Annotated in this window: 16 protein-coding genes; 7 read left to right on the top strand and 9 right to left on the bottom strand. The window is 37.7% G+C overall.

The annotated features are described in order from the left end of the window. Window positions 1-55 precede the first annotated feature (55 nt). The 3 genes from metX to ACZBKJ_RS05065 all read left to right on the top strand — a co-directional run bounded on the left by metX (window position 56) and on the right by ACZBKJ_RS05065 (window position 2,692). Window positions 56-1,282 carry a homoserine O-succinyltransferase MetX gene (gene metX, locus ACZBKJ_RS05075; protein ID WP_463199853.1) on the top strand — a complete coding sequence of 409 codons (1,227 nt, stop codon included), beginning with the start codon at window positions 56-58 and terminating at the stop codon, window positions 1,280-1,282. Between the two features lie 36 nt (window positions 1,283-1,318). Then, the gene (gene metW, locus ACZBKJ_RS05070; RefSeq protein WP_463199852.1) at window positions 1,319-1,927 is read left to right on the top strand and encodes a methionine biosynthesis protein MetW; all 609 of its coding nucleotides are present in this window, start codon (window positions 1,319-1,321) and stop codon (window positions 1,925-1,927) included. Between the two features lie 183 nt (window positions 1,928-2,110). Then, window positions 2,111-2,692, top strand: a complete 582-nt coding sequence (locus ACZBKJ_RS05065; RefSeq protein ID WP_463199851.1) for a tetratricopeptide repeat protein — start codon at window positions 2,111-2,113, stop codon at window positions 2,690-2,692. A 41-nt stretch (window positions 2,693-2,733) separates the two neighbouring features. Here ACZBKJ_RS05065 and ACZBKJ_RS05060 read toward each other — a convergent pair whose 3' ends face one another. Continuing rightward, window positions 2,734-3,156, bottom strand: a complete 423-nt coding sequence (locus ACZBKJ_RS05060) for a YbaN family protein (protein ID WP_463199850.1) — start codon at window positions 3,154-3,156, stop codon at window positions 2,734-2,736. Window positions 3,157-3,364: 208 nt separating this feature from the next. Here ACZBKJ_RS05060 and ACZBKJ_RS05055 point away from each other — a divergent pair, with 208 nt between their 5' ends. From ACZBKJ_RS05055 to ACZBKJ_RS05040, 4 genes are all read left to right on the top strand, one after another. Further along, entirely contained in the window at window positions 3,365-3,940 is a 576-nt protein-coding gene (locus ACZBKJ_RS05055; protein WP_463199849.1) for a biliverdin-producing heme oxygenase, read from the top strand. Between the two features lie 173 nt (window positions 3,941-4,113). Then, window positions 4,114-5,028: an EamA family transporter gene (locus ACZBKJ_RS05050; protein ID WP_463199848.1), complete on the top strand. Its 915-nt coding sequence runs from the start codon at window positions 4,114-4,116 to the stop codon at window positions 5,026-5,028. Window positions 5,029-5,098: 70 nt separating this feature from the next. Continuing rightward, window positions 5,099-6,571 (top strand): 3'-5' exonuclease, encoded by a 1,473-nt coding sequence (locus ACZBKJ_RS05045; RefSeq protein ID WP_463199847.1) that lies wholly within the window; start codon window positions 5,099-5,101, stop codon window positions 6,569-6,571. A 30-nt stretch (window positions 6,572-6,601) separates the two neighbouring features. Further along, window positions 6,602-7,378, top strand: a complete 777-nt coding sequence (locus tag ACZBKJ_RS05040; protein ID WP_463199845.1) for an NUDIX hydrolase — start codon at window positions 6,602-6,604, stop codon at window positions 7,376-7,378. Window positions 7,379-7,391: 13 nt separating this feature from the next. On the opposite strand, the gene ACZBKJ_RS05035 is transcribed toward ACZBKJ_RS05040, so the two are convergent. From ACZBKJ_RS05035 to ACZBKJ_RS05000, 8 genes are all read right to left on the bottom strand, one after another. Continuing rightward, window positions 7,392-8,879, bottom strand: a complete 1,488-nt coding sequence (locus ACZBKJ_RS05035; protein ID WP_463199844.1) for a DUF58 domain-containing protein — start codon at window positions 8,877-8,879, stop codon at window positions 7,392-7,394. Between the two features lie 6 nt (window positions 8,880-8,885). After that, on the bottom strand, window positions 8,886-9,866 hold the full coding sequence (locus ACZBKJ_RS05030; protein WP_463199843.1) for an AAA family ATPase: 981 nt from the start codon (window positions 9,864-9,866) through the stop codon (window positions 8,886-8,888). An 80-nt stretch (window positions 9,867-9,946) separates the two neighbouring features. Next, window positions 9,947-11,434, bottom strand: coding sequence for a hypothetical protein (locus ACZBKJ_RS05025; RefSeq protein WP_463199842.1), 1,488 nt, complete (start codon window positions 11,432-11,434; stop codon window positions 9,947-9,949). Then, on the bottom strand, window positions 11,434-12,246 hold the full coding sequence (locus tag ACZBKJ_RS05020; protein ID WP_463199841.1) for a hypothetical protein: 813 nt from the start codon (window positions 12,244-12,246) through the stop codon (window positions 11,434-11,436). The genes ACZBKJ_RS05025 and ACZBKJ_RS05020 overlap by 1 nt, the downstream gene beginning before the upstream one ends. Further along, complete coding sequence (locus ACZBKJ_RS05015) at window positions 12,243-13,028, bottom strand: hypothetical protein (RefSeq protein WP_463199840.1); 786 nt, start codon at window positions 13,026-13,028, stop codon at window positions 12,243-12,245. Before ACZBKJ_RS05015 ends, ACZBKJ_RS05020 begins: the two co-directional genes overlap by 4 nt. Before the next feature lie 9 nt (window positions 13,029-13,037). Beyond that, window positions 13,038-14,081: a stage II sporulation protein M gene (locus ACZBKJ_RS05010; protein WP_463199839.1), complete on the bottom strand. Its 1,044-nt coding sequence runs from the start codon at window positions 14,079-14,081 to the stop codon at window positions 13,038-13,040. A 2-nt stretch (window positions 14,082-14,083) separates the two neighbouring features. Then, entirely contained in the window at window positions 14,084-14,764 is a 681-nt protein-coding gene (locus ACZBKJ_RS05005; RefSeq protein ID WP_463199838.1) for an RDD family protein, read from the bottom strand. A gap of 753 nt (window positions 14,765-15,517) precedes the next feature. Further along, window positions 15,518-15,692 (bottom strand): EF-Tu C-terminal domain-related protein (locus ACZBKJ_RS05000; RefSeq protein ID WP_463199953.1); only part of this gene is annotated, 175 nt, incomplete at its 5' end.

Here is a 15,692-nt window from a genome sequence, read left to right as displayed (position 1 = left end):
TTATGCCCATTCAGCCGTAAAATAGCACGTTAACAAATAACAATAAGAGTATTTTGTGAATACAACAGCCCCCTATCTTGACCCAAAATCAGTTGGCATTGTTACCCCTCAAACACTGCATTTTGATACGCCGTTGGTTTTGGAGTGTCAGCGCACTTTATCATCGTTCGATTTGGTGATTGAAACTTATGGCACGCTCAACACTAAAAAAAGTAATGCCATTTTAATTTGTCATGCCCTATCAGGCTCACACCACGCTGCAGGTTATCACAATAAAGATGACAGCAAAGCTGGTTGGTGGGACAACTTAATTGGCAAAGACAAAGCTATTGATACCACTAAATTTTTTGTGGTGTGTTTAAACAACATTGGTTCGTGTCATGGTTCAACAGGTCCAACATCCATCAACCCTGAAACGGGTGAAATCTGGGGAGCGGATTTTCCTTTAATCACCATCAAAGACTGGGTAAAAACTCAAATCATGCTTTCTGATAGGCTTGGAATTGATGTTTGGCATGCCATCGTTGGTGGCAGTATGGGTGGCATGCAAGCCCTGCAATGGTCGGTAGATTATCCAGACAGGCTAAAACGCGCAGTTATCATTGCCAGCACCCCAAAACTTACCGCTCAAAACATCGCTTTTAATGAAGTGGCGCGTCAATCCATTTTATCCGACCCTGATTTTCACAATGGTTTTTACTTAAAAAAAGGAACGTATCCACGTCGTGGGCTAATTTTAGCACGTATGGTTGGACACATTACCTATATTACCGAAGACGCCATGAAAGCTAAATTTGGACGTGATTTAAAATCAGGGAAGTTTATGTATGGTTTTGATGTGGAATTTCAAGTAGAAAGTTATCTGCGTTATCAAGGGGAACGTTTTAGTAAAAACTTTGACGCCAATACCTATCTTTTGATGACTAAAGCACTGGACTACTTTGACCCAACTCGCGATTATACTGATGAAAATTTAAGCGAAGAAGATGCTTTAAAATTAACACTCAATCGCACAAAATGCCAATTTCTGATTGTTTCTTTTGATAGCGATTGGCGATTTAGCCCAGAACGTTCAGCAGAGATTGTCAATGCACTCATGGCGAATAACAAGCCTGTAAGCTTTGTTAATGTCCAAGCCCCACATGGTCATGATTCGTTTTTGTTTGATATACCCAGATACGTAAATGCAGTAAAAGGGTTTTTGTCAGCACCATTTTTGACGCCCCAAGTTTGTGATGAAGACATTGACCCCATTATGCTATCAAAACTAGCACGTCAATAATTTTACCCAAAATAAATTAGCAATAAAGAGAAAAATATGAATATTGACCATCAGCTTGCTGAAAAATGGATTAAAAAAAATGCTAAAGTTTTGGATTTAGGTTGCGGGGATGGCACACTTTTGGCACATTTACAAACCCATCTTGGCGTTTCAGGTTATGGTCTTGAAATTGATGAACATAAAATCAACGAAGCCATTGCCAAAGGCTTGAATATCATTGAACAAGATTTAAATGACGGCTTGGCAAAATTTGCAGATAATAGCTTTGATACGGTTGTTATGGCACGAGCTTTGCAAGCAGTAAAAAATCCCAAAAACTTGCTTTTGGATATGCTTCGGGTTGCCAAAGAGGGCATTGTGACATTTCCAAATTTTGCTTACTGGCAAAACCGTGTCTATTTAGGACTAAAAGGCATCATGCCAGTTAGCGAAACCATTCCTCATGAATGGTATGATACACCAAACATACATTTGTGCACTTTTAAGGATTTTGAACGACTTTGTTATGACAATCAAATTGCTATTTTAGACAGCATCGCCATCAATGATAATCCTAAAATCGCCCCAAGATTGCTTAATAAAGTAATTAAAAAAGCACCAAATTTATTAGCAGACGTCGCAATTTATCGCATTGCCAAATATTAGTATTTATCAAAGATGTCGCATCGGGGTACAAAATGTTACGTTTTAACACGATTTTAAAATTGCAGTTTTAAGCGTAAAATGCTACCATTGAAAGGTTAATTTATTTATTTTATTGAAAAAGTTATAAAATTAAAGTTATATTTAAAACTTTACACTTAATTTTTATCACATTTTGGAGTTTTTATGAAGTTATTAAAAACCATCTTATTGTCCACCGCTCTGTTAGGTTCTGGCATCGCTTTTGCCGAACTAACTAGCAACATTCCTTTAAATGTTTCTCGTTTTGAAACGATGGACATCGCTTCTTTGACCAAACAAGCAGGTGATGGCAATCATCATGCTCAATTTTTTCTAGCCAAACGCTTGCAAAAAGGGGAAGGGGTTGCCAAAGATGCTCCAAAAGCTGTTTATTGGTATACTCGTGCTGCTGAACAAAACATTGCACCTGCTCAACTAAACCTTGGTATTATGTATCTACGTGGTGAAGGTGTTACCGCTGATATGAAACAAGGTCGTGCGTGGTTAGAAAAAGCTGCTCACCTAGGTGACAACCGCGCCAGTTATGCTCTTGCCATGATTGACGAAAAACAGCACCGTTTAGTAGATGCCTATAAATGGTACGATTTGTCTAGCCGCGATGGTATGTTAGATGACAAAATTCGTGGTAAGGCTCAAGCCAAAATCGGACAATTAGCTTTAGGTTTGTCTTCTAGTGACATTGAAAAGGCCAAAAACAGCGCCGACAGCTGGTTTCAAAATCAATGATTGATGATTAAACTTAATAAGCCCTTAATATCAAGGGCTTATTAAGCATCTGGCAAGCGTGCCATCCAAATTCCCGCTCCCAAACAAATACCGCTAACCAAAAAAGCAATCCACAACCTTTCACTTGGTAAACGATAAAATAACATCGCACTAGAAAAAAGCATCATACTCCATGCAATGTATTTAGCAAAACGTGGCATGGCACGGCGTTCTTCCCAGTCAATAATCATTTTGCCAAACATACGATGGCGTAACAGCCAACCATAAAAACGTTTGGAACTTCTCGCCCAACAAGCAGCGGCTAATAAAATAAATACTGTGGTCGGCAGTCCTGGTGTAATTACCCCTAAAATTCCCAGCCCTAAAAATAAAAACCCCAATATTAAAAACATTAGGCGAATTAAAAAATTATTATGAACTTGGTGTTTGGGTTGATGATTGGGTTTATCTTGTGGTATGGACATACTCTTTATGCCTGTCAGGTGATGACATTTTTATAAAACAGGGTCAAACTAAACAAAGTAAATTGGACAAAAATTAGATTGACAAAGATACCATACTCAAAGGTAATTTGTAAATAAGATTTATTATTATTTATTCTGCTTTTGGGGTTTACAAAATATTAAAAATATTGTAATTTAGTTGCGCTTTTTTTAATTTATAGGTGATTTTATGACCGAAAAAACCTTAACTGAAGCTCTAAAAGAGCATTCCAGAGAAACGCACGACGCGGTAGATAATTTGGTAATGAGTATGCAACCATTTGTCAGTTTAGACAACTATCGCAAGTTTTTGCAGGCTCAGTATGAATTTCATCTTACCGTCAATCCCATCTATCATAACGCAGAACTTTCTAAAAACTTTGAAGGACTTGCAGAATTAGCTCGTCTTGACCGCCTAAAAAGCGATATGAAAGATTTGGAAGTAGAACCTTATGGTAAAGACGTAGAAGAACCTGTATTTACTGACGCTGAAAGTATTGGCTGGTTATACTGCGTGGAAGGTTCCAACTTAGGCGCTGCCATTTTATACAAAGAAGCTGGCAAAATTGACCTAAAAGATGATTTTGGAGCTGCTCACCTTGCCGCCCATCCTGATGGACGCATGCCACATTGGCGTGCTGTCAAAGCCAAAATTGATGCGCTACCTTTGTCTGATGAAGATAAACAAGCAGCCATGAAAGGCGCCGATGATGCGTTTGCCTACTACAAACGAGTGATTCGCAAAGTCTATGGTGTTGATGCCTAATTTTTGATATTGATTTCAAACACCAACTCAAAAAGGCTAGAGTTTTTCTTTAGCCTTTTTCGTTTTGTGATAAAAATTCATTGATTGGTTTGTATTTTATACATAATTTTGTTTGTGTTTGCGAAATTTTTTACACAAATCTCTTAAAATAGACCATTTTAGGAAAAGACCCCATGACATCAGCTCAAAAACCCATCATCACTTCTGCTCTATGGATTGGCGCTTTGCTTGCAATTATCTCCAATGTACTATTTAGCGCGTTATATATGTATGGTAAATGGCTCACCCCTTTATCAGGAACTGATGTTTTTTTGTGGCGCATGCTGATGATGTGGCTATGTCTGATGATATTTTTATTAGCTAGCGGCAAAATTCGTATTGTAATTGATGATTTGATGTTCATTCAAGGTTTGGCTGCTTGGTGTCTACTTTTGTTGCCAACACCAATTTTTGCCAGTCAGCTATGGTTATTTATGTATGCTCCTTTAAATGGCTTGGGAATACAAGTATCTATGGGTTATTTTTTATTTCCTTTAGTCATGGTTGTTGTTGGTTTTTTATTGGGAGAGTACTTATCACGCCTGCAATGGCTAGCGGTATTGGTAGCGGGTGCTGGGGTCATGGTAGAAATTTTACAAGCAAATCAGATTGGCTTAGCAACCTTTTGGGTTTGTGGCACGTATCCAATTTATTATTTTTTAAGACGCAAACAAAAAATTCGTGCTCTAACAGGTTTATTTATTGATACGTCTATCATTGCACCCATTTGTTTGTATTTACTGTTTTATCAATATGATGCATCTTTACAATTTACTAACAATCCAATATTTTGGATAAAAGTTATTGGTCTTGGTGTGATTAGTGTATTGGCACTGCAATTTAATTTAGAAGCCAATCGCCTACTACCAACCAGTTTATTTGGTGTATTAAGTTATTTAGAACCTGTTTTTTTATTTATCATTGCTGTGCTATTTTTAAATGAAACCTTTATTTCGGCTACACTGATAAGCTTTGGACTGATTTGGCTTGGTGTGGTTATGTTACTATTTGCTAATTTATCCACTCAAAAAACACGTAAATACACATAACCATGACTTAAAATAATAAACCTAAAACTGGTCAAAGTTTTGTTATAATAAAAATTTCGCACCCATAAATATGTTTACACCCACCCAAGAACAATTGTCTGCTTTAGCCATGGCGCAATCTGGAGTCAGTTTTAAAATCATGGCATATGCTGGCGCTGGAAAAACCAGCACCTTAAAACTCATCAGTGAAAATTTACACGGTCGAGGACTTTATTTGGCATTTAATAAAGCAATTGCAACTGAAGCCCAAGATAAATTTCCCGCTCACGTTCGTTGTCAAACCTTTCATTCGTTGGCTTATCGGCATGTAGATAGAATGATTACTCAAAAAATTGGAAAGCCCATCATGCCTGCGGTGCGTTTAGGTGAAATATTCAAATTACCCTCTTTGAAGGTCAGACACATCAATGGATTATTAACCGTAACATTAACAGCAACGACACTTGCCAACTACATCAAAAATGCCATTACTAATTTTTGCACCACATCCAGCAACTATCCTGCGCCGCGACACATTAAACTGCCCGAATGGATGAATCAAAAAGATGCTGATGAACTGCGTGATATGCTTTATCCTGCAGTGGAAAATTTATGGTTGCAATCAATTGACCCTAGACACAGTGAAGGCATTGGTCATCATATTTATCTAAAATTATGGGCGTTATCCAACCCCAGCATTCCTGCTGATTTTATTTTATTTGATGAAGCTCAAGACGCTGACCCTTTGATGATGGGTATATTATTCAAACAGCCTAGTCAGGTTGTTTATGTTGGCGACCCCCATCAGCAAATTTATGAATGGCGTGGTGCAATCAACGCGATGGAGCGACTGCCCTATCCTGAATCTAGACTGACCCAATCTTTTCGTTTTGGTGAAAAAATAGCCGATGCTGCCAATATCTTACTAAAAACCTTACAAGAAAAAATCCCATTAACAGGCAATCCTATGCAAAAATCCATGATTGGAACATTGGACAGCGCTCAAAAAAATGTGATTTTGTGCCGAACCAATGTCAATGCGTTAGAGCATTTATTAGAAGGTCAAAAAATTGGTAAAAGACCTATTCTAAATGCAGATAGTAACAGTATCTTACAATTTTGCGAAGGTGCTGAAAAACTCAAAAGCAACCAATCAGCTCACAATGTATCTGCCTTGATGCATTTTAAAAATTGGCAGGAAGTACAAGAATTTAGTGAACAAGAGGAAGGTAGTTATCTAAAACCTTGGGTACGAGTTATTGACCGTTATGGTACTCATGCCATCAGTTTGGCTATCAAAAAACAAGCGAACGAGCAAAACCCCCATTATAGTATTTGTACAGCACACAAAGCCAAAGGACTGGAATGGAAAAATGTTGAGATTAGCGATGATTTCATCTATCAAGACAAAAAAACTAGTCTTAGTATCGCCAAAGAAGAATTAAGGCTTTTATATGTAGCGTGTACTCGCGCTCAAGAAATTTTAGATATCAGTAGCATTGGTCCGTTATTTAGTGCACTTAAAAGCAAAAAAGTCATTTTCTCTGACATTAAATCCACCTAAATTTAAAAATTCATCAAAAAAAAGAAAACCATGCATTACTTTCAGCACATTTTATTTCAAAAAGACCACCCCAACTTTACTGACAAACAAGCGGTTCATTTACTAACAAATCACCGGTTTGGGGCGTGGTCGCAAAAACTAGCTAATAACAGAATAGACATCTTAGAGTACGGTAAAGATAATGAGTTTATTTTGCCAGTTACAAAAGACAAAATAAATCAGGATTATCATCATCTCACTCAAGACTTTCACAAGCCCATTCCCAACGCTTGTGTTTTACTACTCATCACTGATGAAAATCACCCAAAAATCTTATTAACTCGCCGTGCAAGCTCCTTATCCAGCCATGGTGGCGAGGTGTCTTTGGTGGGTGGCAAAAAAGATGATAATGACTATTCTTCCTATCAAGTTGCCTTAAGAGAGGCAAATGAAGAGATTGCTCTACCAAAAGATGCCACACAACTTATTGGATTCTTGCCAATGCAGTTTTCTAAAAAAGGTTTGCTTGTGCGTCCTATCGTTGCATGCATCAATCCTGATGTTGGTCGGTCATTGTTTGGTAATCCTGATGAAATTGCTAAAATCTTTTGGGTGGATTTGGGTTTTTTACAAAACAATCCACCACAAAATCATGTCTTAAAACGCACGGTCAATCGTCAATCCATTGATATGCATACGCCTGCTTGGAGCATTCAAGATAACAATGAATCAGAAATTATTTGGGGATTAACAGGGCGAATTTTAGGTAATTTTTTACATATCGTTGCAGGCATGCCGCAAATCAGTTGGTATTTTCGCAAAAATTGATTGTGCTAATTTATTACGCCACACCCCAGCGTTTTGCCCACCAGTAACCATCAAGCAATTTGACGGGGAGTTCATCTGGCGTTGCCCCAATCACTAGCGCGCCTGACTCTTTGCCTAAACGAGCGTTTAATTGTTTTTGCTCATCAAGATACGATTGTACACTATGATAAGTTAATGCTTCATCCAACGTATCAGGGAGTGTTTTTAGGTAAGCCTGCAAATCTTTTTCATACAAATTTACCAAAATTACACGATGTTTTTGAGTTAATAACTGCAAAGCCGCAAAAATCTCATCGGTATTGGCGCTGCGAATGTTGGTGATGATAATAATTAAACTGCGGCGCTTTTGCAGTACCAACGCCTCTCTTGCTACTGCCATATAATCAGGTGCTTTAATGGATGCAGTTAAATCAAAACTTTGATTAAGCAAATAGCTGATAATATTTGCACCCTTTTTGGGTGGTACAGTTTTGTCTTTTTCGCCTGCAAAACTGATAAAACCAACTGAATCAGATTGCTCATTAGCAACTTTAGCAAGCAGCAACATTGCATTGAGCGCCATATCTAAGTGGCTGATGTGTTCGTCTTCCTCAGCACTCATAACGTGATTTACAGCAACTTCATCAACAAATCGTAAATGACGCATATGTTGCCCACAGTCGAGCAAAAATAAAATTTCTTGGTCAGCCTCATCTTGATATTCTTTGGTCATTAAACGCTGATAACGGGCGGTTGCCTTCCAATCAATTTGACGAATGCTATCGCCTTCAACGTAGCTGCGGATTTGATGAAAATCTTGCCCTTGACCTTTTCTACGTCTTTTGACAAAACCACCCGATGCAGAATGTTTACTCATAGTTACTAAATGACCTTGTAACACATCTTTAAAATTCGCTAAAATTCGTACCTCTTGTACATCTTGCACCTGATTTTTTGGCGTATGGTGAAACTTACAAAATAAACCTAGTGGTGTATTAAATAACCAATCCACACCACCAAAACTGCCACGCCCACGTTCTTTGGCATAGAGTGAATAAGTCAATACAACAACATTGGTGGTTTCATGACTATTGTTTATGAAATCTTGAGCAAAAAAAGAAAGTGGTAAATCATGAGTTTGAGTTTGAATTGGATAATAATCCATCAAACTAATTTGTAAACGCTGACAAATGACTGGTAGATGGTCGTGAAAAATACGTAACGTTACTTGAGAATGTTCATGGACAGGTAAATTTTTATCCAAAGCACGAGAGATGGAAATATCTTTGATAGCAAAAACTGCCCAAATCAGCCAAATTGCATCTAGCACAAACACGCAAACCAATACCAATCCAAGTATTTTTAGCAGTTGAATAACTGATAGTGGAAATGCAAAATTAGGCAATAAAGACGCAAATTGACAAAACATCATCAACGTTGTCCAAATCAGTGCCACATAAACCGCACGTTTTGTAGCGCGCAAGGATATGATATTTAGCATTGAACGAGCAAACATTTTCATGACAGATTAGCTTCTTGGGGCGTTAATGGCTGATAATAATTGTTCAATCACTTGGTTAATTTGATAACCATCAATGGTAAAATCAGCTGTCAGACTAATCCGATGGCGCAGTACATCTTTGGCGACATAACGTACATCGTCTGGCACAGTATAATCACGATTGTTCATCAAAGCACAAGCTTTGGCGGCTCGAAGCAGCGCCATACCTGCACGCACGCCTGCCCCCATATCAATCCCTGAAAACTCACGACTTTTTCGCACAATATCCAGCGCGTATTGCACCACCCTATCATCTACCGTGATATGAGCTGTAATCAGCTGAAGCTGCGCTAAACGCTCAGGAGACATCACCGGATTGACTTTAGATAAATCCAATTTATCACCTACTCGCCCAACAATCAATTCAGATAACAGGCGTTTCTCTTCTTCGGCAGTTGGATAATCCATAAACAAATTCATTAAAAAACGGTCTAGTTGAGCTTCAGGCAGTGGATAAGTGCCTTCTTGTTCTACGGGGTTTTGAGTGGCAACACAAATAAATGGTTTTGGCAAAACATGAGTTTGCCCCTCAATAGTAACTTGACCTTCTTGCATTGCTTCTAACAACGCTGATTGTGTTTTTGCAGGCGCGCGGTTAATTTCATCTGCTAACAATAAATGACAAAAAACCGCTCCTTTTCGAGTTTTCCATTGCCCTGTCTGCATATCATACAATGTGTGCCCTGTAACATCCGAAGGCATGAGGTCAGGAGTAAATTGAATCCGCCCAAAATTACCCGTTAAAGCTTGCGCTAACGCCTTAACCATTAAAGTTTTGCCAAGCCCTGGTACGCCCTCTAGTAACACATGACCACCCGCTAAAAGACTGATGATAAGTTTTTTGATAATATCTGTCTGTCCAATCACTGCTTTTTGAATTTCATCAATCAGTTTGGTAATTTCTTGATGAGCATCAGGAACAAATTGAGAAATATTTTTTTGTGCCATAATTTTTCCTAATTATTGAAATCATTTGAGTATACTGTCAGCCAGATGATTACGAATGATTGTTGTCAGCGATAAACTCACTAGTTATAAAACTGCACTAATCTAGCAAAATTACGACTAATGTATAAAAACTCTTCATCATTCTGCCAAGAATCGTATAAAGCATTTTGAATCAAATGCGTTGATAATGCGGTTTTCACATTTAAAATCTCAATGATTTTAGCAGGCGCGGCATCAACCAATTGTTCTTTGGCAATAACTGTTCGAATAAATGATTCGCGATTTGTTTGCAAAATTCCATGAGCGCCATCACTTACCCAAAGATATTGACCAACGTGTCCAAAAAAACCAAAAATATTTTGACTAATGTCAGTTTGATAGGTTTTGAGCCGTCCAAAACGTTTTGGAAGGGCGAGCAGTGCCAAAATAATGGTTAAAATCAAACCAACCATTGTCAAACGCATGTTTTCCCAAAGCAATGTCAAAAGACTGACTGATTGAATATCTGGCAAGAAGTACACATCACGCATGCCTGTTAAGATTTTTAAAAAATAGGCATGGTCTGCATTAACAATACCACCTTGATAATCGTGCATTTTTGAATCTGTGGTTTCAGTTAAAATTTGCCAAGTTCTGCTTGGCATCACTTTGGACGTGTTGGCTATTTCTGGTGACTCAAGCTGATCATCTTGATTGATATTTTGGTAAAAATTTGGGTTTACAAACATATTCTGATTAGCTAATACCGTAATCCGACCTTGCCCAAATGACATATCCACTAATGCTCTATCAGGTGAGAAATTATGACCTTTATTGGCAACTGTCCATATTTTTTGTGATTCACTTTCACTCATGCCTGTATCAATTGGTGATATGTAATTTAAAGTCATATCATTTGCATTTTGGTAAAACCAAGCATAATTATACAATTTTACATCAGGGTATTTTTGCAAAAGCTCACTGGTATCAAATATCCCCCAATCAGCCTCAACCAATAATGTTTGCCCATCTGCCAAACGCAAAGGAGTTATTTGTTTGCTTATTGAGGTATTTTTATCCAATTGCGTAGCTGAATAATTATAATCCAAAAATTTATAAGTAATGCCCAGCGTTAACAATAATGGATTTTGTCTTTCTTGATAACTATCCAAATCATCATATAAAGTTACTTGACTGGCGGTAATTAAATGACCGCCTCGAGATACCCATGCTAAAATTTTTTCATGGTCGCTGCTCTTTTGGCTGCTAAAATCATAAATCATTAATGCGTGATTTTGAGCAAACTCTGCATCTTCATCAAGCAGTTCTTCCACTTTTTGACTGTCTTGATTGCCACGCAAAATATAAGCGCGCTCACCCAGCATTTCTTTGGCAGCAAAATAACGGTTTTTTTTAACAACCGTTTTTGGAGTATACACAGTAACAGTATCAAAATTTTGTTGGTCAATATGATATTTTTGGAATAAAACATAAGCTAAAAACAGCAATACAGCTACCATTGCCAGCCAAATAATTTTGCGCCCAGATACCCGACTTTGGTCTGATTTGATACGATGAGAAATTGCCATTAACGACCTCTTTGACCATAAATCAATGACCAAGCTGACATCAAACGTAAAATTACTGAATAATCGCCCTTCGCTACAGAATCAGGGACTTTTTTACCGTAAGCGGACACACGCCATAACGTAACTAATTCTTCAAAATATTGTTTTTCTTGAGAATTTTGTTTTTTAGCATGATAAAGTAACCACAAACATTCTTCTTCGGTCTGATGATTATCAATTGGTAACTCATGAACCTGCGCCATTTCTCTTAATGTGCCTTGATATAAAAGCCCTAACGCCAAAAGCCATTGTTGGCTTTTAAGTAGATTTTGCAGCGTTGATAAAAATTCATGTTTTGGTGGTAAAGACTGCCATAATGCTTGATAATCACGTTGTTCTGTTACGATTGTCATTTTTGCAGATGAGTGAGTTTGGATATGAATACGGGAAAAAACCTTTAACCATACATGGCGTTTTTGATATAAAATCCATGCCAACAGTGCTAATAGTAAAATTGCTACAACTTTACCCAAAATCCCCACTGTTTGACTGATTGCTTTACCAAAATTCGCCAATTTATTAAGCAGCTTTGCAAGCCAAGATAAATCCAAAGGTTTTTCAGGGGCTTTTTTGGGAATTTGAACAGTCTTTTTATCACTATAAACATCACTGGTTAATAATGAGTCTAATTCATCTGCGGTTTTTTCGCGAGCATTTGTTTGGGTTGTAATTGATTGGTCATGACCATCTGATGGCTGAGCAAATGCCTGTAAATGAACCAAATGAACACATAAATATAATAAAAATCCAGCGATGCATTTTAATGTTTTCATTGGTGCATGCCTCGATTGGAACCATCTTTTAAGGCTAAATACCGATGGCGCAATTTATAAAACATCAATTCGATATCCCAACCTTCAAGCAAACTTCGTTTGCATAAATACACCGAAAAACCACTTGCCACATAAAATGGTGCTAAAATACTGCCAATCATACCATAACACAAAACCCAAAAAGCAGACAACCAGCGTCCATCGGCATCCACTGAAAACAGCCAATCAGAAAATAATGTATTATCCAAAAACCATTCGTGAAACAACTGCCGACAAGCAAATAGTGTAACCATTTCACCAACAAAAAACAGTAAAACGTACAAACTAATAGCACTGTTTTGTTTGCGGGTTAATACGTTGATGCGTGTTGTCGCATTTTTAGCAGTTTGTCCTTCCAGTAAGCGCACTGACATCGCAATAATTCTTAAAAATCCTAAACGCCAAATTAAAAAATAAAAAACTGATGGCATTTTTTTAGCATCCATGGCAACTTGGCTTCTATTATAATGTTCATCAAACAGTTTTCGACTCAGATAAATCAGCATGGGTTTTTCATAAATAGGCTTTAACCACCAAAATAAAACAGCCGCTACCCACCAAGTTTCTTCTTGGTCTGCCATAAAAAAAGCCAACGCTAACGCTAATATTAAAACAAAAACTGCATGTTTGCACCAAATCTTCCAAAGTGGTACGTACCACGCTCGCGCTATGGCAATTCCCAAATCAATCGCTTGATACGCAGATAAGGGCTTGATATTGACAGTTAATTTATCTAAATTCACCCAATCACCTTACTGTTTGGCTCTGCCTGTTAAAGTTAAATAAACAATCACCAGCCCCCAAAGTATGGCAGCAACCATATATTTGACTTCATAACTAATCATACTAGATGATGACCAAAAAGCTTCTATAAATGCTGCAATAAACGTCATCAAACCTGCCCCCAAAAGCAGTTCAATACTTTCTTTTCCAGCAACCACCAATGCGTCTTTTCTAGTATAAGGTGCAGGAGCAATCACCCCCAAACCTAAACGAAGTCCCGCCATGCCAGCAATCACTGCAGCGGTTAATTCAAAAGAACCATGCCCTACCACAAATTGCCAAAATGTTTCACCAAAACCCAAACCCGTCAAATGACCAGCAACCGCCCCAATGACAACACCATTGTACAATAGCGCTAAAATCGTCCCAACACCTGCAAAAATACCAGAACCATACATCGTAAAATCAATGCTAATATTATTTTTGATATAATGTCCAAACATCATTAAATCTGTATCACTAGCTCGGCTGCTTTCACGTCCAACATGACGATTGGCGGGGTCATACATCGATTGCATGTTAGCAACTTCAAAATCGCTCATCACACTATAAATCAATTCATCATTAAAATAACAAGCAATTCCCATTAAAATGCACGGCAAATAAAAAATCGCAAACGCTATCCAAAATAGTTTTTGATATTGACGCAGCCGTACAGGAAAGGTATAAAAAATAAACTCGATCAAGCCGCCTTGAGTGCTTTTTTTATGCTTATAAATCAGCTCATGCCCTATCATTACCCGCTGATGCAGTGCTAATACCAGCGCTGGACTGTAATGACGTTGTTTGGCTAATGCATAATGCTCACAAATTTGTCGGTACAAAGCAACTAACGGATAATTATCTGATTTTAAATTGGATTTTTTTTGTTCTGAATTGGTGGTTTTGTCATCATGACCATGAATTTGCTCTAGTTCTACGCCGTTTTCCAAACACAATTCATCAAATTTTTTCCACACTTCATCATAGCGCTTGATGAATGTACTTTGTTTAACAGTTTGTACATCACTCATGCTCACCCCCGCCCAATAATACCATTTGCAATGCCAAGCAGTGTTTTTTGTCCTTGTTGTTCAGAATTGGTTTTAGTGATGGGCGATAAAATTTGTACAAGTTCTGCTCGTCTTTGTTCAGGAATGTCATTTAAACGTTCAGCATACGCTAAAATTGCTTGTTGCTCATCAAACAATAATGGCACATCACAAATCACAGGGTTTGCTTTTGGAATATCCATTCGATTTTCTGGTTCTGGAAGATAAACCACCATAGTGCCAGCAACCATATCACCCAAACGTTTACTTTGATGACTAAACAACATACAAAATAGTGCTGATACAAACAAAAATGGAAAATCTGCTATTCGTAAAATATTTCGAGTCATTGATGCTTGTAGACCAATTGCCATACCATTATCTTGACAAACTCGGATACCAAATCGTTTTTTGCCAATGGTTTGACCGTTTTTATAAACTTCAAAAAATACTGCATAAAACCAATCAAGCAAGAAATATAAAATAAAAAACAGCCCTATTCCCGCCTTATCAAACGACATTGCTACAAACAAACAAACCAGCAATAAAACTCCACGAATCAGTAAATCCACAATCCATGCCCAAAATCTTGGTACAATGCCTGCGGGTATCAATGTTAGTGTTGTGCCTTCTGGTGTGTAGTGGTAGATGACATTATCAATCATGGTGTTATTCAATCAATTTGTAAATCAAAAATACATTCTTTGAGCACTGGTTAAAGTGGTGATGATTGTTGCAATCAGTGCCATCAATAAAATCACCATTCCATATTATCAATACTGGCAAATTTGGCGGGCATACCATAGTCATTAATGCCATCAGTACCCTTAACAAATATAAATCATGGAAAAAGTAACAATATCGATGACCATCCTGTACGGTTTAAATCATCTAATTGGCGAATTGTTGGGATAAAATTGCATAATTTATCATGGTAAGTTGCAAAATCGGCTGTAAAATTCAAAGTCTATACCGCGATTTAAATGCCTTTTCAGTATGGATATTAATACTGTAAACATAATAGTTAGAACCAAATAGACACCATTAGATACCATACACCAAATAACGCATAAGCCAAATACGCTCAAAAGGTATAAATGGCTGATGTTATACTCGTTGCCCTGTTCATCTATTAAAGCGTGTGCTTTGATAGGGGTTATATTCTTCTTAGTATTTCATTAACATTTTCTTGAATAGCCAAAACTTCCATCCAAATCAAGGTAATGTGCAAACATGTGTTTTTGTCGTGCGATGTGCTACAACATCAATAAATTTAATACCAATAAAAACAGTACACCACTATAGCATTTTTTTATTTTACTGCCTAGCAAGCGTATACCAAAATACCACATAAATCCTATAAATGGCAAAAACCCCTACTGGTTTTCACCAATAGAGGTTTTAGGACTAATTAGGAACTAGTCTTTTACGCTAGCAACAACGCCCGCGCCAACGGTACGACCGCCTTCACGGATTGCGAAGCGAAGACCTTTATCCATCGCGATTGGGTGGATTAGCTCAACACTCATTTCAACGTTATCACCTGGCATAACCATTTCAGTGCCTTCTTGTAGGGTGATAGCACCTGTTACG

This window comes from Moraxella sp. I5G, assembly GCF_055193055.1.
This window is presented reverse-complemented; position numbering and strand designations above follow the sequence as displayed.

Excerpts from the sequence above, each read along its gene's own strand:
- ACZBKJ_RS05020 (WP_463199841.1), bottom strand. The coding sequence starts at position 12,246 with ATGAAAACATTAAAATGCATCGCTGGATTTTTATTATATTTATGTGTT.
- ACZBKJ_RS05065 (WP_463199851.1), top strand. The coding sequence starts at position 2,111 with ATGAAGTTATTAAAAACCATCTTATTGTCCACCGCTCTGTTAGGTTCT.
- metW (WP_463199852.1), top strand. The coding sequence starts at position 1,319 with ATGAATATTGACCATCAGCTTGCTGAAAAATGGATTAAAAAAAATGCT.
- ACZBKJ_RS05045 (WP_463199847.1), top strand. The coding sequence starts at position 5,099 with ATGTTTACACCCACCCAAGAACAATTGTCTGCTTTAGCCATGGCGCAA.
- ACZBKJ_RS05035 (WP_463199844.1), bottom strand. The coding sequence starts at position 8,879 with ATGAAAATGTTTGCTCGTTCAATGCTAAATATCATATCCTTGCGCGCT.
- ACZBKJ_RS05040 (WP_463199845.1), top strand. The coding sequence starts at position 6,602 with ATGCATTACTTTCAGCACATTTTATTTCAAAAAGACCACCCCAACTTT.
- ACZBKJ_RS05010 (WP_463199839.1), bottom strand. The coding sequence starts at position 14,081 with ATGAGTGATGTACAAACTGTTAAACAAAGTACATTCATCAAGCGCTAT.
- ACZBKJ_RS05030 (WP_463199843.1), bottom strand. The coding sequence starts at position 9,866 with ATGGCACAAAAAAATATTTCTCAATTTGTTCCTGATGCTCATCAAGAA.
- ACZBKJ_RS05060 (WP_463199850.1), bottom strand. The coding sequence starts at position 3,156 with ATGTCCATACCACAAGATAAACCCAATCATCAACCCAAACACCAAGTT.
- ACZBKJ_RS05005 (WP_463199838.1), bottom strand. The coding sequence starts at position 14,764 with ATGATTGATAATGTCATCTACCACTACACACCAGAAGGCACAACACTA.
- ACZBKJ_RS05050 (WP_463199848.1), top strand. The coding sequence starts at position 4,114 with ATGACATCAGCTCAAAAACCCATCATCACTTCTGCTCTATGGATTGGC.
- ACZBKJ_RS05055 (WP_463199849.1), top strand. The coding sequence starts at position 3,365 with ATGACCGAAAAAACCTTAACTGAAGCTCTAAAAGAGCATTCCAGAGAA.
- ACZBKJ_RS05025 (WP_463199842.1), bottom strand. The coding sequence starts at position 11,434 with ATGGCAATTTCTCATCGTATCAAATCAGACCAAAGTCGGGTATCTGGG.